The organism is Streptomyces sp. NPDC020958 (assembly GCF_055562175.1).
The window spans coordinates 506,063-533,024 of the sequence record NZ_JBVHFU010000004.1 but is presented as its reverse complement, the minus strand read 5'-3'; the positions used below and the strand labels follow the sequence as shown (position 1 = coordinate 533,024).

Below are 26,962 nucleotides of genomic sequence, written 5' to 3'. Positions count from 1 at the left end.
GACCACGGCGCTCCCCATACCGGTGCCGCGCACCACCCTCCGCCCACTACCCTTGGACCCGTGACCATTCGCCTGTACGACACCAACGCCCGGCAGATCCGTGACTTCACCCCGCTCGTCCCGGGCTGTGTCTCGATCTACCTCTGTGGTGCCACCGTGCAGGCGGCGCCGCACATCGGCCACATCCGCTCGGGCCTGAACTTCGACATCATGCGCCGCTGGTTCGAATACCGCGGTTACGACGTCACGTTCATCCGCAACGTCACGGACATCGACGACAAGATCATCACCAAGTCCGCCGACCAGGGCCGCCCCTGGTGGGCGATCGGCTACGAGAACGAGCGCGCGTTCAACGACGGTTACGCCGCGCTCGGCTGCCTCCCGCCGACGTACGAGCCCCGCGCGACCGGGCACGTACCGGAGATGATCGAGATGATGCGCGGCCTGATCGAGCGCGGACACGCCTACGAGGCCGACGGCAACGTCTACTTCGACGTCCGCTCCTACCCGGACTACCTCCAGCTCTCCAACCAGGAGCTGGACAGCCTGCGCCAGCCCAGCGGCGAGGGCGAGACGGGCAAGCGGGACCAGCGGGACTTCGCGCTCTGGAAGGCCGTTAAACCGGGCGAGCCCAGCTGGGAGACGCCCTGGGGCCGCGGCCGTCCCGGCTGGCACCTGGAGTGCTCGGCGATGGCCCACAAGTACCTCGGCGAGGCCTTCGACATCCACGGCGGCGGCCTCGACCTGATCTTCCCCCACCACGAGAACGAGATCGCCCAGGCCAAGGCGTTCGGCGACGACTTCGCCCAGTACTGGGTGCACAACGCCTGGGTCACCATGAGCGGCGAGAAGATGTCGAAGTCCCTCGGCAACTCGGTGCTCGTCTCGGAGATGGTCAAGCACTGGCGCCCGATCGTGCTCCGCTACTACCTGGGCACCCCGCACTACCGCTCGATGATCGAGTACAGCGAGGAGTCGCTGCACGAGGCCGAGTCGGCGTTCGCGCGGATCGAGGGCTTCGTGCAGCGCGTGGTGGAGCTGGCCGGGGGAGCCGTCGAGCCCTCGGCGGAGGTCCCGCCGGCGTTCGCCGAGGCGATGGACGACGACCTGGGCGTCCCGCAGGCGCTCGCCGTCGTGCACACCACGGTCCGCCAGGGCAACAGCGCGCTGGCCGCCGACGACAAGGAAGCGGCCGTCGCCCGCCTCGCCGAGGTCCGCGCCATGCTCGGCGTGCTCGGCCTCGACCCGCTGGCCGCGCACTGGGCCGGCGGGACCGAGAAGGGCGAGGACCTGCACGGGGTCGTCGACACCCTGGTACGACTCGTCCTCGACCAGCGCGAGTCCGCCCGCGGCCGCAAGGACTGGGCGACCGCCGACGCCATCCGCGACCAGCTGAACCAGTCCGGTCTCGCGATCGAGGACAGCCCCTCGGGCCCGCGCTGGACCCTCAGGTCCTAGGGCCCAGCCGCCCCGATCTGAAGATCAACTGTGCCGCCCGGCCCCCCGGGCGGCACACTGCATAAGACGCACGTACGAAACGACGCTCACGGAGACGGGTAACTCATGGCAGCCAACAACCGCCGCATGTCCGGCAAGAAGGGCGCGCAGGTCGGCAGTGGCGGCCAGCGGCGCCGGGGCCTGGAGGGCAAGGGCCCGACCCCGCCCGCCGAGATGCGCAAGGGTCACAAGAAGAACCGCATCGCCACCGCCAAGGCCAAGCAGGCCCAGCGCCGTCCGGTCGCGCGCGGCCGGGGCGGCAAGGGCACGTCCGAGATGGTCGTCGGCCGCAACCCGGTAGTCGAGGCGCTGCGCGAGGGCGTCCCGGCGTCCACCCTCTACGTCCAGCAGTTCATCGACAACGACGAGCGGGTCCGCGAGGCCCTCCAGCTCGTCGCCGAGCGCGGTGGCATCAACCTCATGGAGGCCCCGCGCCCCGAGCTGGACCGCATGACGAACGGCCTCAACCACCAGGGCCTGGTCCTCCAGGTCCCGCCGTACGAGTACGCGCACCCCGAGGACCTCGCGGACGCGGCCGCCGACGAGGGCGAGGACCCGCTGATCGTCGCCCTCGACGGGGTCACCGACCCGCGCAACCTCGGTGCGGTCGTCCGGTCCGTCTCTGCGTTCGGCGGCCACGGCGTGGTCGTGCCCGAGCGCCGCGCGGCCGGTATGACGGCGGGCGCCTGGAAGACGTCGGCCGGTACGGCGGCCCGTACGCCCGTCGCCCGCGCCACCAACCTGACCCGGGCGCTGGAGTCGTACAAGAAGGCCGGGATCGTGGTCGTCGGCCTCGCCGCCGACGGCGAGCACGAGGTCGGTGACCTGGAGGCCCTGTCCGGCCCGGTCGTCATCGTCGTGGGCAGCGAGGGCAAGGGCCTGTCGCGGCTGGTCGGCGAGACCTGTGACTTCCGGGTACGGATCCCGATGCCGGGCGGCGCGGAGTCGCTGAACGCCGGTGTGGCGGCGGGAATCGTGCTGTACGAGGCGGCACGGAAGCGCAGCTGACCACCGTACGAGGCGACCCGGCGCCGGGAATGAACAAACGTCCGTAACCTCACCCGTGCGGGGTGATTCCGGCGTCCAGGACATCCTTGACGGGGTCCGGACACATCCGGCCGGTCAAAGCAGTGTCCTAACTCCACGTCACTCGGTTAGATGAGTGTGGACACCAGAACACCCCGCACTCCCACGGGGGACCGCTCGCCGGGATTCCGCTCCGGATTCGCCTCCGGGCCCGACGACGCTCCCGCGCTGAGCATGGTGAAGGTGCCGAGCGATCCGGCGCAGGTCATCGTCAACCACGCGAGTTTCCGCGTGCAGTTGGGCGCATCGACACGGCGTACCCAATCCCCCCGGGTCGCACGGCACCTGAGCGCCACCCAGGACACCGCGCGCATCCCGGCCGCCGGCCCGGCGGGCAGGGCGGGGGCGGCACCCGGCCGACGCCGCCCGGTCGTCTGGAGCGGCAAGTCCGCGCCCGACGACACCGGCGCCCACCGGCTGCTCCAGGCCGTCCGGGGCGGCAGCGTCCGGCACGCCGAGGAGCCCCTCGAACCGGCCGGCGCGACCCGGGTCATCCCGCGCGTCGACGACGGCTACGGCGCACTCGACCAGACCGTCGAGACACCACTGGTCGGCCACCCCCGCTCCCCGGCCTCCGGCGAGAACCGGCTGCTCCCCGACATGCTGCAGGTGGGCAGCGCCTACGACGAACCGGGCTACCACGGGTCGGGCTACGGCGACCACGGCTACGACGACCGGTTCGAGGACTTCGGCGAACCGGCGCCCGCCAGGCGGACCGGCGAAGGCGACCCCGCCCGGCACGCCTACTACCCCGGCCGCCGGATGAACCTCGGCGTCGTCCTGCTCCCGCTCCGGATCTTCCTCGGCTTCATCTCCGTCTACGCCGGCATGGGCAAGCTGTGCGACCCCGTCTACTTCGACGGCGGCAAGCGCGGCTCCATGGTCAAGTGGCTCGACTCCCTGCACCCCTGGGAAGTCGCCGAGCCACTGCGCCAGTTCGCCCTCCAGCACCCGGTCGGCTCCGGCCTCGTCATCGCCTTCCTCCAGGTGATCGTCGGCGTGCTGACCGTCCTCGGCTGCTGGCAGCGGGTCGCCGCGGTCGTCGGCGCCCTGCTCTCCGCCGCGCTCATCGTCACCGTCAGCTGGAAGACGGTCCCCGCGTACGACGCCCCCGACATCATCTACCTCGCCGCCTGGTCGCCGCTGATCATCGCCGGCGCCCCCGTCTACTCGGTGGACGGCCGTCTCGCGGGCAGCGCCTGGCGCCGCCTCGGCCCCCACTCCGACATCTGGGACCTGCGTGCCTTCGTGCTGCGCCGGGGCGCTCTGATCACCGCCGTCACCGTCGGCCTCACCCTCCTCGTCGGCTCCCTGCTCGGCGGCGCGGTCCGCGACTCCAGCCGCGTGGTCGTCCCCGGCCCCGGCGAGGCCCCCCGCAACAACCTCCCCGGCTCCCCGCTCCCCGGCGAGTCGACCAAGCGCCACCCCAAGAAGACCCCCTCGGCCGGCACCGCTCCCTCCGGCGGCGCCACGGCGGGCCCGTCCCAGTCGGCATCCACCCCGGGCGCGACCCACAGCACCGGGACCACCACCACGACCCCCAGCCAGACCCAGGGCACCACGGGCCAGGTCCCGCGCCGCCACACAGCTCCGGCCCCGACCACCGCGGGCCCGACCTCGGGCGGCACCGCCACCGGCGGCACGTCCTCCTCCGGAGGCAGCGGCACCACCACCGGCACCACCACCGGCGGCGGCACCTCCACAGGCCAACCGGGCCTGGTGGGCGGCCTGCTGGGCTAGCAGGAGCAGAGCAGGAAGCCCCGTACCGCCGGAGAGGTACGGGGCTTCCTGGCCCGGGTGTCCGAGCTCGGACACCCAAGCTCGGACACCCAAGCTCGGACACCAGGGAGCAAGTAACCCGCCCGCGGTCCTCGGCAGAGGGGGTGGACCGCGGTCTCCACCCCCCGTCCTCGCATCTCCACCCGGTGACCAGCCCGGAGGCCGATGGCAGGACCGGGCGTCGCGGCGAGGGTGGGGGGCATGACAGCGAACATCGTGATCATGCAGCTGGTGATCCTGGCCGTGGTACTCGAGTCCGATCTCGGCCGCCGCAAGATCGGCTGGTTCCGGGTGGGACGGCCGATCATCGGCGTCGGCCTCATCGTGCCGTTCTTCTTCACCTCGCTGCCCACCGGCGGCAACGACCTGCTGCTTCAGGCCGCCGGCACGCTTGTCGGGGCGGCGCTCGGGCTGTTCTCGGTCTGCCCGCTGCTGGTGTCCGTCGACTACCACCCGGATTGGCGAGGGGGCCGGCCGCGCACCTCGCCCACCCCGGGCAGACCCGCTGCGGTCAGCCGCTCGGGGGCTGGTTACGCGGCGGTCTGGATCGCTGTGACCGCCGCCCGGCTCGGCTTCGCCTACGGCGCCCAGCACATCTTTCCGGTGGGACTCGGCGTGTTCATGGCCACCCAGCACCTGAGTGACACCGCTCTGACGAACGGCTTCATCTTCCTGTCCGTGAGCATGAGCCTGTTCCGCAGCCTGGGGCTGTGGGCGCGAGGCCGCGCGTGCCGGGCCCGGGCCGTCCCGGTCGTGGGCGCCGCGCAGACGATGGGCGTCGCACGGTGATCCTCACACCGCTGCTCACCTGGATCATCCGCACGGTCCGCGCGCTTCGGGCACGCTCTTCAGACACGCCGTCCTGGGATCATCAGGACCGATGAGCATCTCCCGCAGATTCAGGCCGGCCGCGGACCATCCCGGGATCGGGCTGAGCGGCATGATCCCCGACCCGCGGGCGCGCGTCGCGGTCATGCTGGTGGGGCTGGGGGTGTCGATCTGGATCAACGTCGTCACACTCCCCGCCGACCCGGGGATCGTGGCGCCCGTCGCCCTGGCCGTCGCCTCGCTGGCATGGCTTGCCCTGATCGCCGGCACCCGCGGTGGCCACGTGGCCGTGGTCGCCGCGGTGATGTGCGCGGCCGGGGCGGTGATCGCCGTCACCGATACCAACGGGCTGATCTTCACCGGCGTCGCGGCGAGCGCGGCCGCCGTCGCATTCGATCCGGTCGCCGCTCTCGTGCTGTCCACCGCCGGCCCCGTCGCCCACTGTCTCGCAGCGATCCCTCACGGGCCGTTTCCCGGGCGCCTACTGGCCACCGCCGCTGTGGCCCTCGCCGGACTGGTGGCCGGTGCGAGCCGACGCGAGATCGACCAGCGAGCCCGGCGCAGCACACTGGTCGCCACGGAACGCCGGCGTACCGAGCTCGCTCGGGCCGAGGCGGAACTCGCCGGTGAGCGCAACCGCCTCGGCCGCGAACTGCACGATGTGCTCGCCCATACGCTCGGCGCCCTGTCGATCCAGCTCACCGCGATCGACACCCTCGCCCGCACCAACGCGCCGCCCGAGAAGCTCATCCCACAGATCGAGCTCGGTCACGAGCTGGTCAGCACGGGCCTGGACGAGGCACGCCAGGCGGTCCGCGCGCTGCGCGGCGAGAGCGCACCGCCGGCCGCGCAGCTCGAACGGCTCTGCGCATTCCATCAGGCAGAGCTCGAGGTGGACGGCGGCCGGCAAGAGCTCGAAACCGACACCACGCTCACGCTCTACCGGCTCGTCCAGGAAGCACTGACCAACGCCGCCAAACACGCCCCCGGCGCGCGCGTGAGCGCGCGGGTCGGCTTCGGTCCGCGGGACGTGACCGTCCAGGTCGGCAATACCCGACCCGCCCCGGGCCCGGACACACCCCCGGCGCCGCGCGCGAGCGGCGGCGGGTTCGGGCTCCGGGGCATGAGGGAACGCGTCGAGCAGGCGTGCGGCGACCTTCAGGCGGGCCCCACACCCGACGGCGGATGGCAGGTCACCGCACGAATCCCCTACCGACGGGCCACCCCGGGCAACCGCAGCGACGGGAGCGACCGATGAGCCCCACCCCGACCTCCGTGATCATCGCTGACGACCACCAGGTCGTGCGCGAGGGCCTGGCCACCATTCTCGGCGCCGTCGACGGGGTGCACGTCGCCGGGATGGCCGCGGACGGCGCGCAGGCCGTCGAACTGGCCGTCGAGCATGAGGCCGACGTGGTCCTGATGGACCTTCACATGCCCGGCACCGACGGCGTCGAGGCCACCCGCCGGCTGAAGACCGAGCGTCCGGCCACGGCCGTCGTGGTACTCACCACCTACACCGACGACGACTCCATCCTCGCCGCACTCGAAGCAGGCGCCACCGGCTACCTGACGAAGAACGCCTCCGCCGCGGACATCCACCGCGCCATCAAGGCCGCCGTCTCCGGCCACACCATGCTCGACCCGCTCGCCGCCGCCCGCCTGATCCACGCAAGCCGCCGCAACGACCCAGGCCACCCCAGGAACGACGCCACCCTCCCCGACGGCCTCACCGAACGCGAGGGCCAAGTGCTCGGCCTGATCGCGCAGGGACTGTCCAACGCGGAGATCGCCGCCAGGCTGTACCTGAGCCGCTCCACGGTAAAGACCCACATCAATCAGATCTTCGCCAAGACCGGCAGCCGCGACCGCCCGCAGGCCATCGTGTACGCGCACCGGCACGGGATCCACACCGAGGAGGACCCAGCCCAGCGGAACCGGTGACGGGCCGGGCCCGTCACCGGGCCTTCTTGACGCGCGCAAGTGAACCTTCAGGGGCGCGAGGACTGCGCGAGCAACCCTCAGGCACCCGCGGCCGACAACCGACCGCAAGCCCCCTTTTCGGCTACCGCCCCAGCGCGGCCAACTCCTTCGCCGCCTCCGTCAGATCCTTCGCCGTGTCGATCGCCCGCCAGTACGCCCCCTGCGGGATCGGGAACCCGGCCAGCTGTCGGCTCCGCGCCAGATGCGGGAACGTGGTCCGCTCATGATCCCCCCGCTCCGGCAGCATCCCGGCGAACGCGGACGAGAACACGTACACACCCGCGTTGATCTCGAACGTCGACGGCGGCGCCTCGATGAAGTCGGTGATGTGCCCGAAGCCGTCCGTCTTCACCGCACCCCACGGGATCCGCGGCCGGGCGAGCGCCAGCGTCGCCACCGCGTCCCGCTCCGTGTGGAAGTCGGCCATGTCGCGCAGCGAGAACCGCGTCCAGATGTCGCCGTTCGTGGCGTACCAGGGCCGCTCGGGGTGGGGAAGGTGGGCGGCGGCGTACTTGAGGCCGCCACCGCGGCCCAGCGGCTCGTTCTCCACCACCGTGGTGACGGAGAGCGGCAGGTCGGCCGTCGCCAGCCACTTCTGCAGTACCTCGGCGAGGTGGCCGCAGGAGACCACCACGTCCGTGACGCCCTCCTCGGCGAGCCAGGTCAGCTGGTGGCCGATGATCGGCGTGCCCGTACCGGGGATCTCGACCATCGGCTTGGGCCGGTCATCGGTGTACGGACGAAGCCGTGAGCCCTGGCCACCGGCCAGGACCACGGCTTGAGTGGGGCGCAACGCGGCGTTCGGATGGGTCATGCCCCGAACTGTACGACGCGCCCCGGGGGCGGCCGACCGCCGCCCGGGGGCCCTTAAGGAGCCGTTACCTCCCTTACCCGCCGGCGTCAGCTGTGCGCGGCCAGGACACCGGACGCGAACGACGTGTCGCAGACCGGGCGGGCGTACGACTGGGCGCGCGAGGCGCCGTAGATGCGCACGGCGGCCCGGCCCAGCGCGCGGGCGATGGACGTGCAGTGCTCGGCCAGCGACGGATGACCGTTGACCGCCTGCTGGAGGTGGGTCAGGACCTGGCCGGGGTTCTTGTCCTGGAGCTCGGTCATCAACTGGTCGCGCAGCACGTCCTGCGGGGCCTGGACGGTGGCCTTGCGGGAGAGGCTCGCCTCGGTCACGTCGGTCGCGGTGAGCACCGAGCTCCGCGGGCTTCCCGTCCAGTTGACGCGGGTGACGGCGAGGGTCCCGGAGAGCACCAGGACGACGGGCAGGACAAGGGCGAGTGTGCGGCCGATCCGGCGGGCAGGGCCGCCCCGGTGGCCACGTCGCGTCTGAGGGGTGGTGGAGTGCTTCACGCGTGTGAGGGTAGCGTGCGGTAATGATTTGGCGACATTTAGTCACCGGTTCGGGGGACGGGGAAGTGCCTTGTTCTGGGTAAGGGGTTGACGCACGCTGCTCGAAAACCACCCGCTTGCCGGGGTAAATCGGGCAACGGAAAGGGCCCCGCAGCAGGCTGCGGGGCCCTCGACGTCAACCTGGGTGGATTCACCCTGGTCAGAGGTTTGTCACGGTGACGAGCGCTCAGTCGCGAAGACCTCAGTCGGAGAGGCGCTCACCCGTGGAGGTCGAGAACACGTGGGTCTCGCCCGGACGCGGCACGACGTGCAGCGTGGCACCCTTCTCCGGGACCGCGCGGCCGCTGACGCGGACGACCAGGTCCTTGAGCTCGTCGCCGACCTTGGCGCTGCCGTAGACGTAGCCGTCGGCGCCGAGCTCCTCCACGACGTTCACGGAGACCGCGAGACCGGCCGGGGCGTCCTCGGTGTCCTTCGACAGCGCGGAGGCGACCTCGCCGTTGTGCTCGACGACGTCGAAGTGCTCGGGGCGGACGCCGACGGTGACCGTGCGGTCACCCTTGTCGGAGGCGGCCTTGAGGGCCTCGCGGTTGACCGGCACCACGCTGTTGCCGAACTTCACGCCACCGTCGGTGATCGGGACCTCGACCAGGTTCATGGCGGGGGAGCCGATGAAGCCGGCGACGAAGAGGTTGGCGGGCCGGTCGTACATGTTCCTGGGCGAGTCGACCTGCTGGAGCAGACCGTCCTTGAGGACCGCGACCCGGTCGCCCATCGTCATGGCCTCGACCTGGTCGTGGGTGACGTAGACGGTGGTGATGCCGAGGCGGCGCTGCAGCGACGCGATCTGCGTACGGGTCGAGACACGGAGCTTGGCGTCCAGGTTGGACAGCGGCTCGTCCATGAGGAAGACCTGCGGCTCACGCACGATGGCACGGCCCATCGCGACACGCTGACGCTGACCACCGGACAGGGCCTTCGGCTTCCGGTCCAGGTACTCGGTCAGGTCGAGGATCTTCGCGGCCTCCTCGACCTTCTGCCGGATCTCCGCCTTGTTGACGCCGGCGATCTTGAGTGCGAAGCCCATGTTGTCGGCGACGGTCATGTGCGGGTAGAGGGCGTAGTTCTGGAACACCATGGCGATGTCCCGGTCCTTCGGCGGCAGGTGCGTGACGTCGCGGTCACCGATGCGGATGGCGCCGCCGTTGACGTCCTCGAGCCCCGCGAGCATCCGGAGCGAGGTGGACTTGCCGCAACCCGACGGGCCGACCAGGACGAGGAACTCGCCGTCCTCGATCGCGATGTCGAGGCCGTCGACGGCGGGCTTGGTGGAACCGGGGTAGATCCGGGTCGCCTTGTCGAACGTGACAGTGGCCATGGCTCAGAGGCCCCCTTCTACCGGCAGGAACGTGCCGGACGATCCGTTGTAGGAAGGTGGTGGTGTAGTCCACGAGAGTGAACTGGATCGAGACGGTACCTGGCGTTCACCCTGTATGTCAGTACCTGGAGCCCTGTGAACTTCGCGGAAATTTTCGAGCGAAGGCAGAGCAGCTGTCTTGTGACCTTGCCCATACGGCTTCCTGCTTCATCGCCCGCAGCCGACCGCACACGGCCCTGTGAGCCGCGCCCGACCGGTCTTACATGAACTCCACAGGCATTCCGGCCGACGGCCCGTCGGTCCGTACCGCGCCGGCCGCCTACACGGCGGACAGCAACCGCAAACCCTCGTCCCGGAGGTTCACCGCGGCATTCACATCCCGATCATGCAGCGCACCGCACCCGGAACACGTCCACTGCCGGACCGAGACGTCCAACCTCGGCCCCACGACGTGACAGGCCGAGCAGCGCCGGGTCGACGGAAAGAACCGGTCGACCATCACCAGCTCCCGCCCGTACCACTCGCACTTGTACCGCAACTGCCGCACCAACTCACCCCAACTGGCATCTAGGATGGCCTGGTTCAGCTTCGCCTTGCGCCGCCTCCCCCTGCCACGCGCCACCCGCGTCAGGCTCGCGACCGAAAGATCCTCCACCACGAGCACTTGGTTCTCGCGCACGAGGCGGGTGGTCAACTGGTCCAGCATGTCCCTGCGCACGTCACCGATGAGCGCGTACAACCGCGCGATCTTCTCCCTGACCTTCCCCCGGTTCCTCGACCCCTTCACCTTCCTGTGCAGCTCCCGCTGCAACCGCGCAAGTTTCTCCGCATACCGCTTCAACAACCTCGGATGACCGAACGTCGAACCATCGTCCAGAGTGACCAGGGACGCCACCCCCAGATCCAGTCCGACCGCCTTCGGCTCCCCCGTCCCCGACACGAAAACCGCAGGCAGCGGCGCTATCCGCTCCTCCACCAGCGTCGACACGAAATACCGGCCGGCCCGGTCCCGAGTCACCGACAACCGCACCGGCACCACACCCGCGGGCAACGCCCGCGACCAACGCACGTCCAACGGCACCGACTGCTTGGCAAGCGTGATCAACCCCGTACCAGGCCGCCCCAGATCCTCGACCCACCGGAACCCCGTACGCACATACGTCGCCGAATCCCGCGACCGCCCCTTCCTCTTCCGCCTCGGATACTTCGCCTGCCCCTTGAAGAACCGGCCGTACGCCTGATCCAGATGCCGAAGCGACTGCTGCAGCACCGTCGACGAAACATCCCCCAGCCAGGACGTCCCCTCAGCCCGCTTCCAACCCGTCAGAGCCCGGCACGTCTCAGCGAACCCCACCTTCACCCGATGCCGCTCCCAGGCCCCGGAGCGCAACGCGAGCCCTTCGTTGTAGACCCACCGACAGGCACCGAACGTCCGCTCCAGCTGCGCCGCCTGCTCTTCCGTCGGATAGAAGCGGAACCGGTAGAGCCGGTGCCGGGCGTCCGCGTCCTTGGCGTGCGCCGTGAGACGGGTGGTTTCACGAGCGTGGTGTTTCCGACGGCCGCCGATACCGAGTGCCTCCCGCTTGATCCGCTCGGCCTCCTCGCCCTCCACCACCTCGGGCTTCGGACTCTTCGCCGACTCCCCCATGCACCCCTCCACAGGATCCGGTCTCCGGAACAGCACGTCAGACCGATCAACGAACGGGTGCACGGATGGTTACGCACAGTTCTTCGACGAGTGGGGGGTGGAACTTCGTGGCTCCGGAAACGGGCACTGTGTACAGTGGAGCCGCCTTCGCGTACGGCGTTGTAGTGCGCGGTGCCTCCTTAGCTCAGCTGGCCAGAGCATTCCCCTTGTAAGGGAAGGGTCGTCGGTTCGAATCCGACAGGGGGCTCCGCAGGGGCCGGGTCACGTTGTGGTGACCCGGTCTTTCTCTTTTTCGGAGTGATCGTTCCGCCACGTGCTCAGAAGGTGGGCCGCCAGGCGGGCCTCCAGGTGGCCGGTGGTGCGGATGCCGAAGACCACGTCGGGTTCCAGGTGGGGTTCGTCCGCGAGGAGGCCCGCGACCACCTCGTGGCGTACGACCTGTTCGTGGACCGCGTCCGCCTCGACGTGCTCGGTGTAGAAGCGGACCGCCGCCGGGCCGGCGTCCATGCGGCGCAGGGCCTCCGCGAGGCGGCGGGAGGCCGGGGACGAGGTCACCTCGACGGTGGCGAAGTGGCCGACGAGCGCGCCGCGCAGGGCCCGGTGCAGGCCGAACAGGGACATCTGGTTGACGGTGGCCAGCGCTTCGGCCGGGGCGGCGTCCAGGTAGTGGCCGTAGGAGGTGTCCAGGCCCAGGTCCGCCATCAGGTCGGCGAACAGCTGGGCGTGGATCTCGTCGGCGCGGCCCCCGCCGAACTCGTCGAACTCGACCGCGACCATGGCCGCCTTGGCGCGTCCGCGCAGCCGTGGGATCACCCAGGCGTGCGGGTCGGCCTCCTTGAGGTGGTAGAGCGAGCGCACGGCCGCGTACTGGCGGAAGTGGTCGAGGGTGCCGTGGTCGCGCAGGAAGTGGGAGAGGCTGCCGTCGACCTCGCCGACCGGTTCGAGCTGGAGCTCGTCCAGGGCCTGGGCGGCGGTCGCGGTCAGCTCGACGGGCACGTCGGTGCGCAGCGCGTGCAGGAAGCGGGCCTCCAACTCGGCGCGCAGGGCGAGGAGTCGGGGGTCCCATTCGCGGTCGTCGGGGACGCCGTCGAAGCCGAGGTAGTGCAGTTCGTAGAGGATGTAGAGGGAGAGTTGCAGGTCGTCGCCGTAGGGGTCGGCGGGGAGCGGTGGCGGCGGGTCGGGGACGGGTGAGCCGCGCAGGGTGTCGAGGAGGGCGGCCGAGAGCGGGCCGCGGGGCGCGGGCAGGGGGGCACCGGTCATGAGGTCTCGTCCCGTTTCGTACGGCGGCGGTGGCTGGTGTCGCACCAGGGTGGGGTGCGGGTGCGGCGGCAGGTGCAGACGGCCACCATGAAGCGTCGTGACACGCACACCTCGCCGTCCTCGTCCACCACTTCGACCGGCCCCTCCACCAGGAGCGGGCCGTCGCGCTGGACGCGGACGCGGCGCGGTCGGTCAGGTGTGTTCGGCACGGATGACCACCAGTTCCTCCGTCGGGCGTCCGGTGCTGTCGGCGACCAGTCCGCGTTCGTGCAGCCAGGCGAGGCGGGAGTGCAGTACGCGGCCGAAGGGCAGCCGGGTGCGGTCGACGATCTCCGCGCGCAGGCCGGCGGCCCGCAGTCGGTCGAGGCTCTCCTCGACGCCGCTGAGGTGTGAGTGGACCATGAGCAGCCGTCCCGTGGGGCGCAGCACGGTCGGTGCCGCCGCGCAGATGCGGTCGATCAGCAGGCGGCCGTCGGTGCCGGCGTCCCAGGCGCGGGCGGGGCCCCGGGGCGGGCCGTCGCCGGGTGGGGCGGGGACGTAGGGCGGGTTGGTGACGACGAGGTCGAAGCGGCGGCCGGGCACCGCGGACGCCAGGTCACCGTGGTGGACCCGTACGGTCCGGCCGTTCAGCAGGGCGTTGCACCAGGTGGTGGCCAGCGCCCGCCAGGAGATGTCGACGGCGGTGACCCGGGCGCCGAGTCGGGCGGCCTGCACCGCGAGGGCGCCGCTGCCCGTGCCCAGGTCCAGGACCTCGGTACGGCTGGTGACGTGCTCCCGGCGCAGCGCCCGGCCGAGCAGCCCGGTGTCGGTCCCGGGCCGGTAGACCCCCGGCGGGGCCCAGCACCGGAACCGGGGGGCGGAGGTGGTGAGGGAATCGGCCGTCATCCTCGGGCCCCCGTCCTCTGAGGCACCCACGGGTTCGCGCCCGGCACCGGGGTGCTCGCGTGGACGGTGATCGGGGTCGTGGCGTGCGGGGTGGCCGGTCGTCCGGCGGGCTGGGGCAGCCGTGCGCCGGCCGTGTGAGGCAGCGCCCGCGGCCGCGGGGGCGCGGGGGATCTCCGGTGGGCGCTGCGGGGGACGAGGGTCTTCACGTATCTGCTCCGCGCTGTGTGGGGTGCGGGTGCCGGACACGGCCGGCCGTGGCACACGGGTACCCCTGGGCAGCAGCCGTAACGGGCTTCGCGCGGCGCGGTGGGTCAGTGGCGGCCCGCGACGCGGTCCGCGATGCGGGCCAGCGGGGACGAGGTGGTGCTGGGGTGGAGGCGTTCGCGCTGGTCGGCGGCTCGGTAGGTGGCGTACATGCCGTGCACGCCGAGCCAGCGGAAGGGTTCCGGTTCCCACTTGCGGACCTTGTGGTTCACCCAGGGCAGCTCGGTCAGGTCGGTGCGGCCGGCCTGCCCGGAGTCGAGCTGGACGAGGTCGCGCAGGGTGCGGGCGGCGAGGTTGGTGGTGGCGACGCCGGAGCCGACGTAGCCGCCCGCCCAGCCGAGGCCGGTGGAGCGGTCCAGGGTGACCGTCGCGCACCAGTCGCGGGGCACCCCGAGCACTCCTGACCAGGCATGTTCGATCGCGAGACCGGCCAGGGAGGGGAAGCAGCGGACGAGGATGTCCCGGAGGGCGTCGATGGTCGTCTGCTGGGTGCGGCCGTCGTTGTCGGTCCGGGAGCCGAAGCGGTACGGCACCCCGCGCCCGCCGAGCGCGATCCGTCCGTCGGCGGTGCGCTGGGCGTACATGTAGGCGTGTGCCATGTCGCCGAGGGTCTCCAGGCCGGTCCAGCCCACCGTCTCCCACTGCTCCTCGGTGAGCGGGGCGGTGGCGATCATCGAGGAGTTCATCGGCAGCCAGGTGCGCCGCTGCCCCTTGAGGTTCGCGGTGAAGCCCTCGGTGCAGCGCAGGACGTAGGGGGCGCGGACCGTGCCGTAGGGGGTGACGGCGTGCTTGGGCCGGATCTCGGTCACCGGGGTGGACTCGTGGATGACCACGCCGAGTGCCTCCACGGCCGCCGCCAGCCCTTTCACCAGTTTCACCGGGTGCAGCCGGGCGCCGTGCGGGGTCCAGGTGGAGCCGACGGCGTCGGCCACCCGGATCCGTTCCCGGGTCGCCCCGGCGCCGTACAGTTCGCGGTCGGTCTCGCCGTAGGACAGCTCGTGCTCGTGGAAGGCCCTGAGGCGGGCCAGTTGGGCGGGGGTGGTGGCGACTTCGAGGACCCCGCCCTGGTGCAGGTCGGCGTCGATGCCTTCGGCCCGGGTGACCGCGACGACCTCGGCGACCGTCTCGTTCATGGCCTTCTGGAGGCGTACGGCGGCTTCCCGGCCGTGTCGTGCGGCGTACCGGTCGCGGCCGGCGACGCCGTTGTAGAGCCAGCCGCCGTTGCGGCCGGAGGCGCCGTAGCCGCAGAACTTCTGCTCCAGGACGGTGACCCGGAGGAAGGGGGCGGCCTGCTTCAGGTAGTACGCGGTCCACAGACCGGTGTAGCCGCCGCCGACGATCACGACGTCGGCCGAGGCGTCGCCGGTGAGCGGCTCCCGTCCCGCGGGGAGGCCGTCGTCCGCGTACCAGAAGGAGATGCCGCCGTTGACGAAGCTGCCTGCCGAACTGCGTGCCGAGCTGTTCATGTCCGGACGCTAACCTCTGAGGGCGTCCAGTGTCTCCTTCGGATTCCATGCTTTTCCGCGGCCTCTGACCAGCGGACAGCAGGTCAGGCCGATCAGTGCGGCGACGAAGTGGCCGAGGTCGGTGAAGGTGGGCGACTCCGTCAGGGGCAGTCCGTACCCGAGCAGGACGATCACGGCGTACGCGTACCGCCAGGGCCGGGCGATCCGGTAGGTGAGCACCCCGATCACCCCGGCGAGCGCGTAACTCACTCCGAAGTCGAGGGCGTTGACGGCGGAGTGCGGGGCGATGCCGTCGTGGATGCCCTTGAGCAGCGCGCCCTCGCTGATCAGCGTCGCCAGCACGTGCGCGAGGACGCACACCAGCAGCCAGCGCACCGTCCCCAGCCAGCGCTCGGCCGGGGCGTGGAAGACGGTGTAGAGCAGTGCGTACGGCACCCAGTCCCCGCCGTCGATCCACATCGCGCTGGCGATCAGCACCCGCACCGGGTTGTCGGACAGTTCCCGCAGGTTGGTGGAGCGCTGTCGCAGGAACTGCTGCTCGAACGCCGGTGACATGTAGTGCAGCGCGACGGTCGTCACGAACAGAATCGCCAGCCAGATGTACGTGCCGGGGGCGCTGCGGACGTACGCCCACGCCCTGCTGCCGAGGCCCCGGAGAAATCCCATGAAGTGATTCACGCACGACTGTGACGTCGCACGGGTGAATGACATTCCGGCCGGTTGACGGTCAGCCGACCGGCTCCGGCATCGGTGTCTCGGCCGCGGCGTCGTGTTTCGGCGGTTTCGCCGTCACCAGCAGACCCGCGACCAGGGCGGCCAGCAGCATCACGCCCACCGCCCACCAGATGGCCACCGTGTAGCCGTGGACGACGGCTTCCGGGACGACCGCCGCCTTCTGGGCGGGGTCGTGCAGGTGGGCGGCGAGGTAGGTGGCGGTGCTGGTGGTGGCGACGGTGTTGAGCAGGGCGGTGCCGATGGAGCCGCCGACCTGCTGTGAGGTGTTGACGGTGGCCGAGGTGACCCCGGAGTCCTGCGGGGCGACGCCGGAGGTGGCGGTGGCGAACACCGGCATGAAGGTCAGGCCCATGCCGAGGCCCATCAGCAGCAGCGCGGGCAGGATCTCGGTGGGGTAGGAGGAGTGGACGGTGATCCGGGTCAGGAGCAGCAGGCCGCAGGCGGCGAGCAGTATGCCGGGGACCATGAGCAGGCGCGGGGCCGCCCGGTGCAGCAGGCGGGCGGATATCTGGGTGGAGCCGACGATGATCGCCACGGTCAGGGGGAGGAAGCCGAGGCCCGCCCGGACCGGGGAGTAGCCGAGGATGACCTGGAGGTAGTAGGTCAGGAAGAGGAACAGCCCGAACATGGCGACGGTCGCGAGCGCCATCGTCAGGAAGCTGCCGGCCCGGTTGCGGTCCTTGACGATGTGCAGCGGCAGCAGGGGGCTCGGGGCGTGTGTCTGCCACCACACGAACCCGGCGAGCAGGAGGGCACCGGCCGCGAACAGGCCGAGTACCAGCGGGTCGCTCCAGCCGCGCGGCTGGGCCTCGCTGAAGCCGTAGACGAGCGCGACGAGTCCGCCGCAGCCGAGCAGCGCGCCGGGCACGTCGAGGCGGGCGCCGGTGTGGCCGGGCCGGTCCCGCAGCAGCGTGAGCGCGCCGGCGACGGCGAGGATGGCGATGGGCACGTTGACGTACAGGCACCAGCGCCAGTTCAGGTACTCGGTGAGCAGGCCGCCGACGATGAAGCCGATCGCGGAGCCGCTGCCCGCGAGGGCGCCGTAGATGCCGAAGGCCTTGCCGCGCTCGCGCGGGTCGGTGAACGTGGTGGTGAGCAGGGAGAGCGCGGAGGGCGCGAGGACGGCGGCGAAGGCGCCCTGGAGGGCGCGGGCGCCGAACAGCATCCCAGGGGTCTGGGCGGCGCCGCCGAACGCGGAGGCGGCGGCGAAGCCGACGAGCCCGATGACGAAGGTGCGTTTGCGGCCGACCAGGTCGGCGATCCGGCCGCCCAGCAGGAGCAGCCCGCCGAAGGCGAGCGTGTAGGCGGTGATCACCCACTGCCGGTTGCCGTCGGACATGCCGAGGGCACGCTGTGCGGACGGCAGGGCGATGTTCACGATCGTCGCGTCGAGTACGACCATCAGCTGGGCCAGCGCGATGACGACCAGCCCCCACCAGCGGCGCGGGTCGGCTCCGTCCGCACCGGCGTTCGTCCCAGCCGTCCGGGCGCCGCTCATTCGGTCAGAAGACCACGGATCGGGACGCTCCGCATCCCGTGCTGTGCTGTTCCTGGTCATGGTTCCAGGACCACCTTTCCGGCCGTGCGGGCCGAAGACTGCGCTTCCTCACCGGTACGACGGATCGGGCGGCCGGAGTGTGACAGGGATGGGCAGTGGGGGGGATTGTCAGTGGGGGGCTGCACTATGGGGGGCATGGCGAGGACTGGGGCCGGCGGGTCCGGCGGGGTCGGTGGCGGCAGGGTGAAGGGTGCGCGGCGGCCGGAGGTGCGGCTGCCCCCGCTGGAGCCGTGGGTCGACGGCGGGCTGGAACCGGACGGGGACTACGACGGGGTGGAGTTCCGGGACGCGGACTTCGCCGGACAGGACGGCGCGGGCGCCCGCTTCATGGACTGCGCGGTGACGAACTGCGCCTTCGACGAGACGGGGCTGCGCCACGCCCGGGTGCTGGACACGGTCCTCACCGGCATAAGAGGCGTCGGCACGAACCTGGCCGAGGCGACCCTGCGCGATGTGGAGCTGGTCGACGCCCGGCTCGGCGGCACCCAGCTGCACGGCTCGGTGCTGGAGCGGGTGGTGGTCCGCGGCGGCAAGATCGACTACCTGAACCTGCGCACGGCCAAGGTCAGGGACGTGGTCTTCGAGAGCTGCGTCCTGGTGGAGCCGGACTTCGGCGACGCCGTCCTGGAGCGCGTGGAGTTCGTCGACTGCGCCGTGAAGGGGGCGGACTTCCGGGGCGTGACGATGAAGGACGTCGATCTGCGCGGTGCCGCGTCGCTGGAGATCGCGAGCGGGGTGGAGCGGCTGGCCGGGGCGGTGATCAGCATGTCCCAACTGCTGGACCTGGCACCGGTGCTGGCGGTGCAGCTGGGGATCCGCGTGGAGGGGTGAGAGCCACCGGGCGCCTCCGGTGGCTCGGGTCGGGGGCTCAGGCCTGGGGTGGGGGTGCCGACGTTTTCCGCAGGCCCAGACGGTCGTCCGGGTCCTGGAGCCGGTCCGGCTGCGCGGCAAGCATGCGGCGGACCACCGGTTCCGGCATCCGGATCACCACCGGCCGGGGCAGGGTCAGTTCCCGTACGGCGGTGCCGGTGCGGCCGGAGCGGACGCGGTCGGTCACCTTCGCCACCACCCGCACGTCCAGCGTGAACTGCACCAGGACGGAGCCGGACTTGGGCTTGTGCAGCGGCATCGAGCCGGCCGCGTTCGCCGCCAGGTCGGCCGCGCCGCCCGCGCCCCCGGCGTTGCCCATCAGCTGGTTGAGGCGGAACTCGTCGGCGTTGAGCAGCCCCGCGCCCGCCAGAGCGCGCGCCGACCTGCCGTGGTCGGCGGAGCTCAGGCCGTCGGTCTGGGTGGGCCGGGGCGCGTCCAGATGGCTCTGCCCCACCGTCTCGAAGGTCATCTTGTCGCCGACGCCCAGCACCCGTCCGTCCCGCAGCCGCGCGTGCAGCGACGTCCGCAGGTCCTGGCCCGTCGCTCCGGTGGCGTGCACCGGGGGCAGTTCGGCCCCGGCGGAGGTCAGCAGGGGCAGCGCCGCGATCAGCCACTCGGTGGAGACGGCCTCGTTCAGGGCGTAGGCGGCGGCCTGGCCCCTGGTGCGGAAGCGGTCGCCGCCGCCCGCCTCCCGGACCGCGGCGTTGACCAGCTCCCGTACCTGCGGGGCCCCCTGGAAGCCGTTGACCTGCGCCTCCATCGGCAGGCGTACGCCGCCCGAGCGCCAGGTGCCGAGCGCGGCCCGGTGGTCGTCCCGGGGGCCGGGTGCCGGGGTCGGGGCCGGGGTCCGGTGGCGCGGTGCGGTCAGCCGGCCGAGGGCGGCGAGGTCCTGGTCCAGGACGCGGTGGGTCAGTGCCTGGCGGCCCAGCGAGACCAGGGCGAGTCGGCGGTCGCCCTGGTGCAGTTCGAGGGTGGCCTCGATCGGCAGCCGCATCCTCGACGACTTCGCGGTCTTCGCCTCCGCGACCGTCTTCATGCCGAGCTGCCCGCGGCCGGCCGCGCCGGAGCGCCGCGAGCCGCCCCAGCCCGCGCCGAGCCCCGCCGCGCCACCCGTGCTCTTCAACTGCCCGGCGCCGCCGTCCGGTTTGCCGGAGCCGGCGAAGATCCCCTCCACGCCGGTCGTCACGCCGTCGTCGTGGGAGGTGGCCTGCTGGGCGACGGCCGCGGTGATGTACTCCATGTCCCGGCCGTCGCCCGCCGGGCCGTCGTAGCCGCCGTCGCCGAGGCGGTTGATCCTGAACACCGCCCAGTACGGGGTTCTCCGGCCGTCGAACAGCTCGACGGTGACGCCGCCGTCCATGGCGCCGGAGAGCAGGCCGGTGCTGCCGTCGCGGTCCAGGACGCGCAGCAGCCGTTGCACGTTGTCGTTGCGGTCGGCCAGTTGCCGCCGGGGCAGCAGGGCGTCGGCGAGGTCCTGCCGGCCGCTCTCCGTGAGGCGGGTGCGCAGCCGGGCCAGGAGCGGTACGAAGTTCGGCAGGTCCTCGATCATGCCGAAGCCGAGGGGGAGGGCACGGCCGAAGGAGGGGGCGCTGCGCGGCGCGGCGGAGGTGGAGGTGGAGGAATCGGCGGCGGACTTGGACGGGGGGTGGGTGGCGGACCTGGATGTCGGGTCGGCGGCGGACTTCGCGGGCCCGGCCGGGCCCCTCGCGGAGCCGGTCGCGTCCTTGGCCGGCCCGGCCGCCGGCCTGGCGGTCTCGGCCGGAGCCGTGGTGGCCGCCGCCCTTTCCCGAGCCTCGCGTTCCGCCCCGGCCCGCGAGCTTTCGGCCCCTCGGGAGCCTTCGGCCGCGCGCGGGCCTTCGGCTGTGCGCGAGCCCTCGGTCGTGCGCGGGCCCTCGGCCGTCCGCGCCTCCTCCGCTGTCCGCGAATCGCCGGCCGTCCGCGAGCCCTCCGCTGTCCGTGCCTTCTCTCCCGGGTGTTGTCCCGGTCGGGAGGGGGGTGTCATCAGGGTCGGTTCCGGGTCGAGGTTCAGCTGTCTGCGGATCGGCGCCGGCAGCTGCGCCTCCGTCAGCCACACCGCCGCCTCGGCCGGCAGGGTGCGGGCGGCCGTCGCCACGTACGGGCCGCCGCCGGTGACCTTGACCTCGGCCACCATGGTGACGAGCAGATCGCACTGGACCAGGTAGAGCGGTGCCTTCTTCGGGGTGTGGGCGTTGCGCTCGACCGTGCCCGAAAGGGCCGCGGACCGGGTGTCGCCCGTGCTGGTGGTGCGGCTCCCGGAGAGGCCCTGGCCGAGCCGCCACTCGGCGGCGTTCTCGGAGCCGGTGGCGCCGAACTGCCAGGTGCTGGTGGTGCCCCGGCCCTCCTGGCCGGCCGCCTGGTGACCGCCGAGCACGAAGGTCTCGGTGCCCGGGCCCGCGCCCCGGTGCAGGAACTTCGGGTTGGTCAGGGTGAGCCGGGTGCCCACCGCCCCGTTCAGCGCGGCGAGCCGCCGCGGGTAGCGCAGGTTCTTCACCACCCACCCGGAGGACGCGGCCTGTCGCAGCGCCGCCGTGATCGCCTGCGGCGCGAACCGCTCCTCGACGGCCAGCCGCGGCGCGAGCCCCTCGGCGGCCAGCGCGGGATCCTCGCGGACGCCCTTGCTGCGGGCGGCGGCCCGGGACAGCAACTGGAACGCGAGGTCGCGGACGGCCTTGCCGTCGCCGACCGTCTCCACCAGCTGCCAGTCCCGCAGCGGCTGCCCGACGGACGGCCGGGGGACGAGGCCGGCGAGGTCGCCGATGCCCTCGGCGGTGACGGCGTGCTCGGGCCGCGGGTCCTGTGCCCTGCGGCGCTCGCGCACCGCGTCCCGGCGCTGCCTGCCCTCCTCGTCGAGGGTGAACTCGGTCGGGGTGACCAGCCGTACGTCCTGTTCGTCCAGGCGCAGTCCCGCCAGCGGGGCGACCACCGGAGCGTCCTGGCCCGGGGAGCCGGGGACGAGGGCGCGGCCGAGCTTGCGCTGCCGGGAGGTCATGGTGACGTCGACGTCCAGGCGCAGGGCGGCGCCGAAGGTGGCGGCCTTCTCGGAGCCGTTGGTGAGGACGTCGGTGCGGGTGGTGGGGCCGGCCTGGTTGCGGCGGGTGCCGGTGCGGTGCTTCTCGTAGCGGGCCGAGCCGGTCAGGGCGCCGGGGACGATCCTGGCCTGGCCGAGCACCAGACCGCCGATGGAACGCGAACTGCTGCGCCCGCTCTGCGTGCTGCCGGTGACCCCGGAGTGGCTGCGGACCAGCCAGTTGTCGGTGTCGCCGAGGTAGCCGGTCTCGCGGAGGTGCCCCCGGACGCGCAGCTGTACGTCGTGCGCGTGCAGGGTGGTCTTGCGGCGCAGCCGTACCCGGATGCCGGTCGTGGTCAGCTGGTCCTTGTTGACGCGCAGGTTGGTCTCGGACAGGGCGGCCATCAGCTCCCGGTGGTTGCGCCGCTGGAGCGCGGCCTCCTCCTTGCCCGGCGCCGACGTCAGCGCGTCCGTACCGAAGGCGGGCAGGTAGCCGGCCAGTCGGGGGTCGGTCGCGAACAGCTCCCGTACGGCCCGGATCATGGGGCCGGTGTCGAGTTGGCTGAGGGTGACGCTGGAGCCCAGGGCGCCGAAGGGGAGGTGGCGTTCGACGTCGGTCTCGGTCCCGTGCTCGTCGGTCCGCCTGGGCTTCTCGATGAACTCGCCGGCCTCGACGCCGGGCGGCAGCGGCAGCCCGAGCGACTGCGCCTCGTCGGCGCGCAGGCTCATCCACACCTGCATCGAGTGCCGGGCCACCCGGGTGCCGGGGCGCAGGATCATCTCGGCCGAGCGCGGTCCCGTGCCCTCCGCGGTGATCTGCACGCTCGCGAGGTAGAGCACCTTGTCGCCGCGCACCTCCGCGCCCTGGCGGCTGGACACGGTCTGTTCGGCCACGGTGAACCGGGCCTTGCGGGCCGCCGCGACCGGCATGGCCGTGCCCCGCAGGACGGCGGCGTTCCCGGCCGCGCCGACGCCGATGGCCGGGCCGAGGCCGCCCGTGACCGCCCGTCCCTTGCCGGCGCCCTCGGTGACGGTGTGCTGGGTCTGCTGGTGGGTGCGCAGCTGGGTCCCGCCGGTGCTCCAGGCGGGCGACATCCCGGTGATCGCGGCGTGCATGCGGTAACTGCCCACGGTGGCGCCGTCCTTGGACGACAGGTCCTCGCCGGTCACGCCGTCCCGCAGCAGCCGGGGCAGGTCCTCCAGGACGGTCGCGGTGGCCGTCGCCTCGTGGAGCCGGGCGCGGCCGGGGGCCCCGGGGGCGGTGAGCGAGGGGTGCAGCACGGAGGCGACCGTGTCGAAGAGCCCACCGCCGCCCTGGTGCGGGGCGCCGGTGGCGGTGACCGCGACCGGCGCCAGGGAGTCGGCGAGCGAGACGCGCCGGGCGGTGTCCGCTCCGACGGCGGCCGGGGCCGCGGGCGCCGGGGTGCCGGCCGGGACGAGGTGCTCGGTGGGCACCCGCTGGGTGAGGGTGCCGGAGCCGTGGAAGGTCTGGACGCGCTCGGCGCCGTGCTTCTTGATCCGCACGCCGTAGCGCACCTTGCGGGGTGCCTCGACGGAGCCCTTGTCGCTGCGCAGCACCCGTGGTTCGGCCACGTTCCGCTGCCCGCGCGACTCCCGCGAGGACTGCCAGGGCTGCGCGTTCGCCATCCCGGCGCCGCCCAGCCACAGCCCCGGTACGACGGGTGCGAGCCCGAAGGCCATGCCGCCCAGGCCCTTGCTCGACCCGCCGGTCGCGGTGGTCGCGACGGTGGCGGCGGTGTTGTGCTGGACGTCGACCTTGGTGTCCTTGCCCTCGGCCTCGTCGACGGCGGCGAGCGGCGCCCCGTCCGGGTCCGGCACCGTCTTCGCGAGCAGGTTCCCGGGGTGGAAGACGGGCGGCCGGTCGTCGGGGGAGCGGGAGACGGTGACGGTGACGTCGTACTTCTCCTTGCCGTTCCTGCCCTGGACCGCGACGGCGCGGCCCTGTCCGTAGTACGCCTCGGGGCGGGCGGCCAGGTCGGCGGCGAGGGCGGCGACCTCGTCGGCGGCGTGGCCGACGACGGCGGCCACGGCGTTGCGCACGAACTCGTGCCCGGTCAGCCCGTACGCCGTGGACAGTCCGGCGGCCTGGAACTCCATGAGGTACGGCGGCAGGACCAGCCCCGGTGCGGTGTGCTCCTCCTCGATGGAGGCGGGTGGCGCGGACCGGCCGCGCCCCGTCGTCGGCCGGGAGACGCCCTTGCCCTTGCCCTTGCCGATGCCCTTGCCGCCGCGCAGTGCCAGCGTGGTGGCCGTGTTCCCCGCCTTGCCCTGGAGGGCGAGCACGGCGTGTTCCGTGGGGCCGGTGGGCCGGGCGCCGACCGGCGCCCGGGAGGACTCGGGAGAGGCGTCTTTTCCGTTGTCGCCTGCCTGGCGCTGCGTCCGCACGGAGTCAACGTACGCACGGCCGGGACGGCCGCGACGGCTTCCGCCGACTCCGGCCCCAGTTGTCACTCCCACCTCAGCGAGCGGTCAACTCCCGTACACGCGGAGGTCGTTCAGCAGCACCGCCGTCGCTCAGCGGAGTCTCGGGAAGCGGGCCTGGAGGGTCCAGACCGCCGGGTTGTCGGCGAGGTCCTCGTGCATGTCGGTGAGGTCGGCGAGCAAGTCGTGCAGGAAGTCCCGGGCCTCCCGGCGCAGTTCGGCGTGGGAGAAGGTGAGGGGCGGCTCCTCGGCGGGCATCCAGTCGGCCTCGATGTCCACCCAGCCGAAGCGGCGCTCGAAGAGCATGCGGTCGGTGGACTCGGTGAAGTCGAGTTCCGCGTGCTGGGGCCGGGCGGCCCGGGACCCCGCCGGATCCCTGTCCAGCCGTTCCACGATGTCGCACAGCGCCCACGCGAAGTCGAGCACCGGCACCCATCCCCAGGCTGTGGACACCTCCCGGTCCGCCTTGGTGTCGGCGAGGTAGACGTCCCCGCAGAACAGGTCGTGGCGCAGCGCGTGGACGTCCACCCGCCGGTAGTCGGTCTGGGGCGGGTCCGGGAAGCGGTTGGAGAGGGCGTAGCCGATGTCGAGCACGTAACCGATGGTGTCACGGCCGGAACCTTCCGCCTCATCGGCCTGAGGGAATCGCCCCGGCCTCATTAGGATCGATCGCGTGTCCAAACGTGTACGCGTTTTCTCGGTCGCCGCAGGTGCCCTCGTGCTCTCCGCCGCCCTCACGCTCACCGCGAGCGGCGGAGTCCACGGCACCCCCGGTGGCGCGGGCCTCCACGACCCGTACTTCCCGAAGGCCGGCAACGGCGGCTACGACGTGCGCCACTACGGCCTCACCCTCGCCTACGACCCGGGAACCCGGCACCTCACCGGGACCGCCGTCATCACCGCCCGCGCCACCCAGGACCTGACCGCCTTCGACCTCGACCTGAAGGGGCTGGACGTCGACACGGTCACCGTCGGGGGCAAGAAGGCCCGCTGGAACCGCGCCGGCCAGGAGCTGACGATCCGCCCGCACGACGACCTGAAGAAGGGCACGACCTTCGCCACCACCGTGCGCTATGCGGGCAGCCCGGAGACGATCACCGACCCCGACGGCTCCAAGGAGGGCTGGCTGCGCACCGCCGACGGCGCGCTGGCCCTCGGCGAGCCCGTCGGCTCCATGGCCTGGTTCCCCGGCAACGACCTTCCCTCCGACAAGGCGTCGTACGACATCACGATCACCGTGCCCAAGGGCCTCCAGGCCGTCTCCAACGGCGAGTTGAAGAGCGAGACCACCGACGGTGACCGGACCGCCTTCGTCTGGCACTGTGCGGAGCCGATGGCGACCTACCTCGCCACGCTCGCCATCGGCCACTTCACGATCACCCGGTCCACCACCTCCGACGGTCTGCCGGTGTACGTGGCCGTGGACCCGACGCAGGCCGCCGCGAGCAAGAGCGTGCTCGCGAGGATCCCCGAGATCATCGCGTGGGAGCAGCACACCTTCGGCCCCTACCCCTTCTCCTCCACCGGCGCGGTCGTCGACCGGCCGGGCGACGCCGGGTACGCGCTGGAGACCCAGAACCGGCCGGTGTTCCCCGGTGCTCCGGAACTCCACACCCTCGTCCACGAACTGTCCCACCAGTGGTACGGCGACTCCGTCACCCCGAAGAACTGGCGGGACATGTGGCTCAACGAGGGCTTCGCGACCTATGCCGGGTGGCTGTGGCAGGAGGACCACGGCGGCCAGACCGCGCAGCAGATATTCGACGGGGTCTACGCGACCCGCAAGGACGACGCGACCCTGTGGGGCTTCCCCCCGGCGAAACCGCCGGGCGCCGCCCACATCTCGGAGCGGCCGGAGTACGAACGGGGCGCGATGGTCCTGCACAAGATCCGGCAGACCGTCGGCGACGACAGGTTCTTCGCCATCCTCCGGGGCTGGGCGGCCGCCCACCGCCACGGCAACGCGGACACCGCCGAGTTCACCGCGTACGTGGAGAAGATGGCGCCGGGCAAGAACTTCGACGCGATCTGGAAGGACTGGCTGTACGGCGACGGGAAGCCGGCGCATCCCTAGGAGGACTCCGTCATGACCTTGGTGAACGCCTGCCCGAGCCCAGTAGCTCTCTGTTACCTAGGACGGATCTAGGACAGGTGAAGGATCCGCGTTCGTAGCGTTTCCTGCGGGGCGGTCAGCCGGTGCCGGCAGGCCGCGAGCCCAGTCAACTCACCAAGGGGGAAGCCTGTATGAAGCTGCACGCCCGTACACGGGCCGGCGCCACCGCGCTGGCACTCGCAGTCGCCGCAAGCGGTCTGACCATGGCAATCACCGGCCCCGCTGCTGCCGCCGCCTCGTGCGGAAAGTCCCAACTCGGTCCGACCCGCAACATCTGGAGTGGCGGTCACACCATCGGCTATTTCTCCCTCGACTGGAATTCGTGTGATCGCACCGCCTACACGGAGGCGCACATCACCAATACGAATTGGACCGGCTCGCACGGCTACATCAACGTCTTCAACTCCTCCAGGGGCTCCTTCGCACTCGGTCCGAAGTCTCCGACGGTCGTCTTCGACGGGACCGCGTGGTGGGATTCGGGTTTCCTGCCGATCAACTCCTACCCGAGCACTGACCGCAACTACCTCGGCGACGTCCAGTTCACCGACAGCCACGGCAACCCCATCTGCACGGGTTACACCCCGACGTGGAACTTCTCGGGGTCGGGCGTCCAGAACCAGGGCTCGGACATGTACTGCTAGGGCGTGTTCGGCGGCCGCACCACAGAAGCTGAGCCCGAACCCGATTTCCGGCTCTGGTCCACTTCTGTGGTGCGGTCACACTCCGTTCTCTCCCGGGTCGCCTGCCGGGATGATCGCCTTATGGCGAGGATGCCACGCC

At 71.9% G+C, this 26,962-nt stretch carries 21 protein-coding genes and 1 tRNA gene; 10 read left to right on the top strand and 12 right to left on the bottom strand.

Annotation, left to right across the window (positions count from 1 at the left end; genetic code table 11):
• Window positions 1-60 precede the first annotated feature (60 nt).
• The 6 genes from cysS to ACZ3KP_RS16275 all read left to right on the top strand — a co-directional run bounded on the left by cysS (window position 61) and on the right by ACZ3KP_RS16275 (window position 7,134).
• A complete protein-coding gene (gene cysS / locus ACZ3KP_RS16300) occupies window positions 61-1,458 on the top strand; it encodes a cysteine--tRNA ligase (RefSeq protein ID WP_467500053.1) in 1,398 nt (465 codons plus the stop codon).
• A gap of 105 nt (window positions 1,459-1,563) precedes the next feature.
• Entirely contained in the window at window positions 1,564-2,505 is a 942-nt protein-coding gene (gene rlmB, locus ACZ3KP_RS16295; RefSeq protein WP_467500051.1) for a 23S rRNA (guanosine(2251)-2'-O)-methyltransferase RlmB, read from the top strand.
• Window positions 2,506-2,655: 150 nt separating this feature from the next.
• Window positions 2,656-4,323: a DoxX family protein gene (locus ACZ3KP_RS16290; protein WP_467500049.1), complete on the top strand. Its 1,668-nt coding sequence runs from the start codon at window positions 2,656-2,658 to the stop codon at window positions 4,321-4,323.
• Between the two features lie 240 nt (window positions 4,324-4,563).
• Window positions 4,564-5,151, top strand: a complete 588-nt coding sequence (locus ACZ3KP_RS16285; protein ID WP_467500047.1) for a hypothetical protein — start codon at window positions 4,564-4,566, stop codon at window positions 5,149-5,151.
• 184 nt (window positions 5,152-5,335) lie between these two features.
• Window positions 5,336-6,448: a sensor histidine kinase gene (locus ACZ3KP_RS16280; protein ID WP_467500045.1), complete on the top strand. Its 1,113-nt coding sequence runs from the start codon at window positions 5,336-5,338 to the stop codon at window positions 6,446-6,448.
• Entirely contained in the window at window positions 6,445-7,134 is a 690-nt protein-coding gene (locus ACZ3KP_RS16275) for a response regulator (RefSeq protein WP_467500043.1), read from the top strand. Before ACZ3KP_RS16280 ends, ACZ3KP_RS16275 begins: the two co-directional genes overlap by 4 nt.
• Before the next feature lie 121 nt (window positions 7,135-7,255).
• Here the strand turns inward: ACZ3KP_RS16275 and ACZ3KP_RS16270 are convergent, their stop codons facing one another.
• The 4 genes from ACZ3KP_RS16270 to ACZ3KP_RS16255 all read right to left on the bottom strand — a co-directional run bounded on the left by ACZ3KP_RS16270 (window position 7,256) and on the right by ACZ3KP_RS16255 (window position 11,561).
• Window positions 7,256-7,987, bottom strand: a complete 732-nt coding sequence (locus ACZ3KP_RS16270; RefSeq protein WP_467500041.1) for a nucleotidyltransferase family protein — start codon at window positions 7,985-7,987, stop codon at window positions 7,256-7,258.
• An 86-nt stretch (window positions 7,988-8,073) separates the two neighbouring features.
• Complete coding sequence (locus ACZ3KP_RS16265; protein ID WP_467500039.1) at window positions 8,074-8,535, bottom strand: hypothetical protein; 462 nt, start codon at window positions 8,533-8,535, stop codon at window positions 8,074-8,076.
• 241 nt (window positions 8,536-8,776) lie between these two features.
• Window positions 8,777-9,913, bottom strand: coding sequence for an ABC transporter ATP-binding protein (locus ACZ3KP_RS16260; RefSeq protein WP_358974450.1), 1,137 nt, complete (start codon window positions 9,911-9,913; stop codon window positions 8,777-8,779).
• Between the two features lie 319 nt (window positions 9,914-10,232).
• Entirely contained in the window at window positions 10,233-11,561 is a 1,329-nt protein-coding gene (locus ACZ3KP_RS16255; RefSeq protein WP_467500037.1) for an RNA-guided endonuclease InsQ/TnpB family protein, read from the bottom strand.
• A 173-nt stretch (window positions 11,562-11,734) separates the two neighbouring features.
• On the opposite strand from ACZ3KP_RS16255, the gene ACZ3KP_RS16250 reads away from it, so the two are divergent.
• Window positions 11,735-11,808: transfer RNA gene (locus ACZ3KP_RS16250), tRNA-Thr, on the top strand.
• A gap of 14 nt (window positions 11,809-11,822) precedes the next feature.
• Here the strand turns inward: ACZ3KP_RS16250 and ACZ3KP_RS16245 are convergent.
• The 6 genes from ACZ3KP_RS16245 to ACZ3KP_RS16220 form a co-directional block, all read right to left on the bottom strand.
• Window positions 11,823-12,821, bottom strand: a complete 999-nt coding sequence (locus ACZ3KP_RS16245) for an iron-containing redox enzyme family protein (protein WP_467500035.1) — start codon at window positions 12,819-12,821, stop codon at window positions 11,823-11,825.
• Complete coding sequence (locus ACZ3KP_RS16240) at window positions 12,818-13,030, bottom strand: CDGSH iron-sulfur domain-containing protein (protein ID WP_467500033.1); 213 nt, start codon at window positions 13,028-13,030, stop codon at window positions 12,818-12,820. Before ACZ3KP_RS16240 ends, ACZ3KP_RS16245 begins: the two co-directional genes overlap by 4 nt.
• Complete coding sequence (locus tag ACZ3KP_RS16235) at window positions 13,014-13,706, bottom strand: HemK2/MTQ2 family protein methyltransferase (RefSeq protein WP_467500031.1); 693 nt, start codon at window positions 13,704-13,706, stop codon at window positions 13,014-13,016. The genes ACZ3KP_RS16240 and ACZ3KP_RS16235 overlap by 17 nt, the downstream gene beginning before the upstream one ends.
• Window positions 13,707-14,017: 311 nt before the next feature.
• Window positions 14,018-15,436, bottom strand: coding sequence for an NAD(P)/FAD-dependent oxidoreductase (locus ACZ3KP_RS16230; RefSeq protein ID WP_467500029.1), 1,419 nt, complete (start codon window positions 15,434-15,436; stop codon window positions 14,018-14,020).
• Window positions 15,437-15,445: 9 nt separating this feature from the next.
• A complete protein-coding gene (locus ACZ3KP_RS16225) occupies window positions 15,446-16,102 on the bottom strand; it encodes a rhomboid-like protein (protein ID WP_467500027.1) in 657 nt (218 codons plus the stop codon).
• Between the two features lie 61 nt (window positions 16,103-16,163).
• Window positions 16,164-17,669, bottom strand: coding sequence for an MFS transporter (locus ACZ3KP_RS16220; RefSeq protein WP_467500025.1), 1,506 nt, complete (start codon window positions 17,667-17,669; stop codon window positions 16,164-16,166).
• Window positions 17,670-17,864: 195 nt separating this feature from the next.
• Between ACZ3KP_RS16220 and ACZ3KP_RS16215 the strand changes: the two genes are divergently transcribed.
• Window positions 17,865-18,560 carry a pentapeptide repeat-containing protein gene (locus ACZ3KP_RS16215; protein ID WP_467500023.1) on the top strand — a complete coding sequence of 232 codons (696 nt, stop codon included), beginning with the start codon at window positions 17,865-17,867 and terminating at the stop codon, window positions 18,558-18,560.
• A gap of 37 nt (window positions 18,561-18,597) precedes the next feature.
• Here the strand turns inward: ACZ3KP_RS16215 and ACZ3KP_RS16210 are convergent, their stop codons facing one another.
• Together ACZ3KP_RS16210 and ACZ3KP_RS16205 are read right to left on the bottom strand one after the other, a co-directional pair.
• Window positions 18,598-24,033, bottom strand: a complete 5,436-nt coding sequence (locus tag ACZ3KP_RS16210) for a hypothetical protein (protein WP_467500021.1) — start codon at window positions 24,031-24,033, stop codon at window positions 18,598-18,600.
• 129 nt (window positions 24,034-24,162) lie between these two features.
• A complete protein-coding gene (locus ACZ3KP_RS16205) occupies window positions 24,163-24,663 on the bottom strand; it encodes a hypothetical protein (RefSeq protein WP_358974423.1) in 501 nt (166 codons plus the stop codon).
• A 79-nt stretch (window positions 24,664-24,742) separates the two neighbouring features.
• Here ACZ3KP_RS16205 and ACZ3KP_RS16200 point away from each other — a divergent pair, with 79 nt between their 5' ends.
• On the top strand, window positions 24,743-26,143 hold the full coding sequence (locus ACZ3KP_RS16200; protein WP_467500019.1) for a M1 family metallopeptidase: 1,401 nt from the start codon (window positions 24,743-24,745) through the stop codon (window positions 26,141-26,143).
• 170 nt (window positions 26,144-26,313) lie between these two features.
• Window positions 26,314-26,823, top strand: a complete 510-nt coding sequence (locus ACZ3KP_RS16195; protein ID WP_467500017.1) for a hypothetical protein — start codon at window positions 26,314-26,316, stop codon at window positions 26,821-26,823.
• Window positions 26,824-26,962 lie beyond the last annotated feature (139 nt).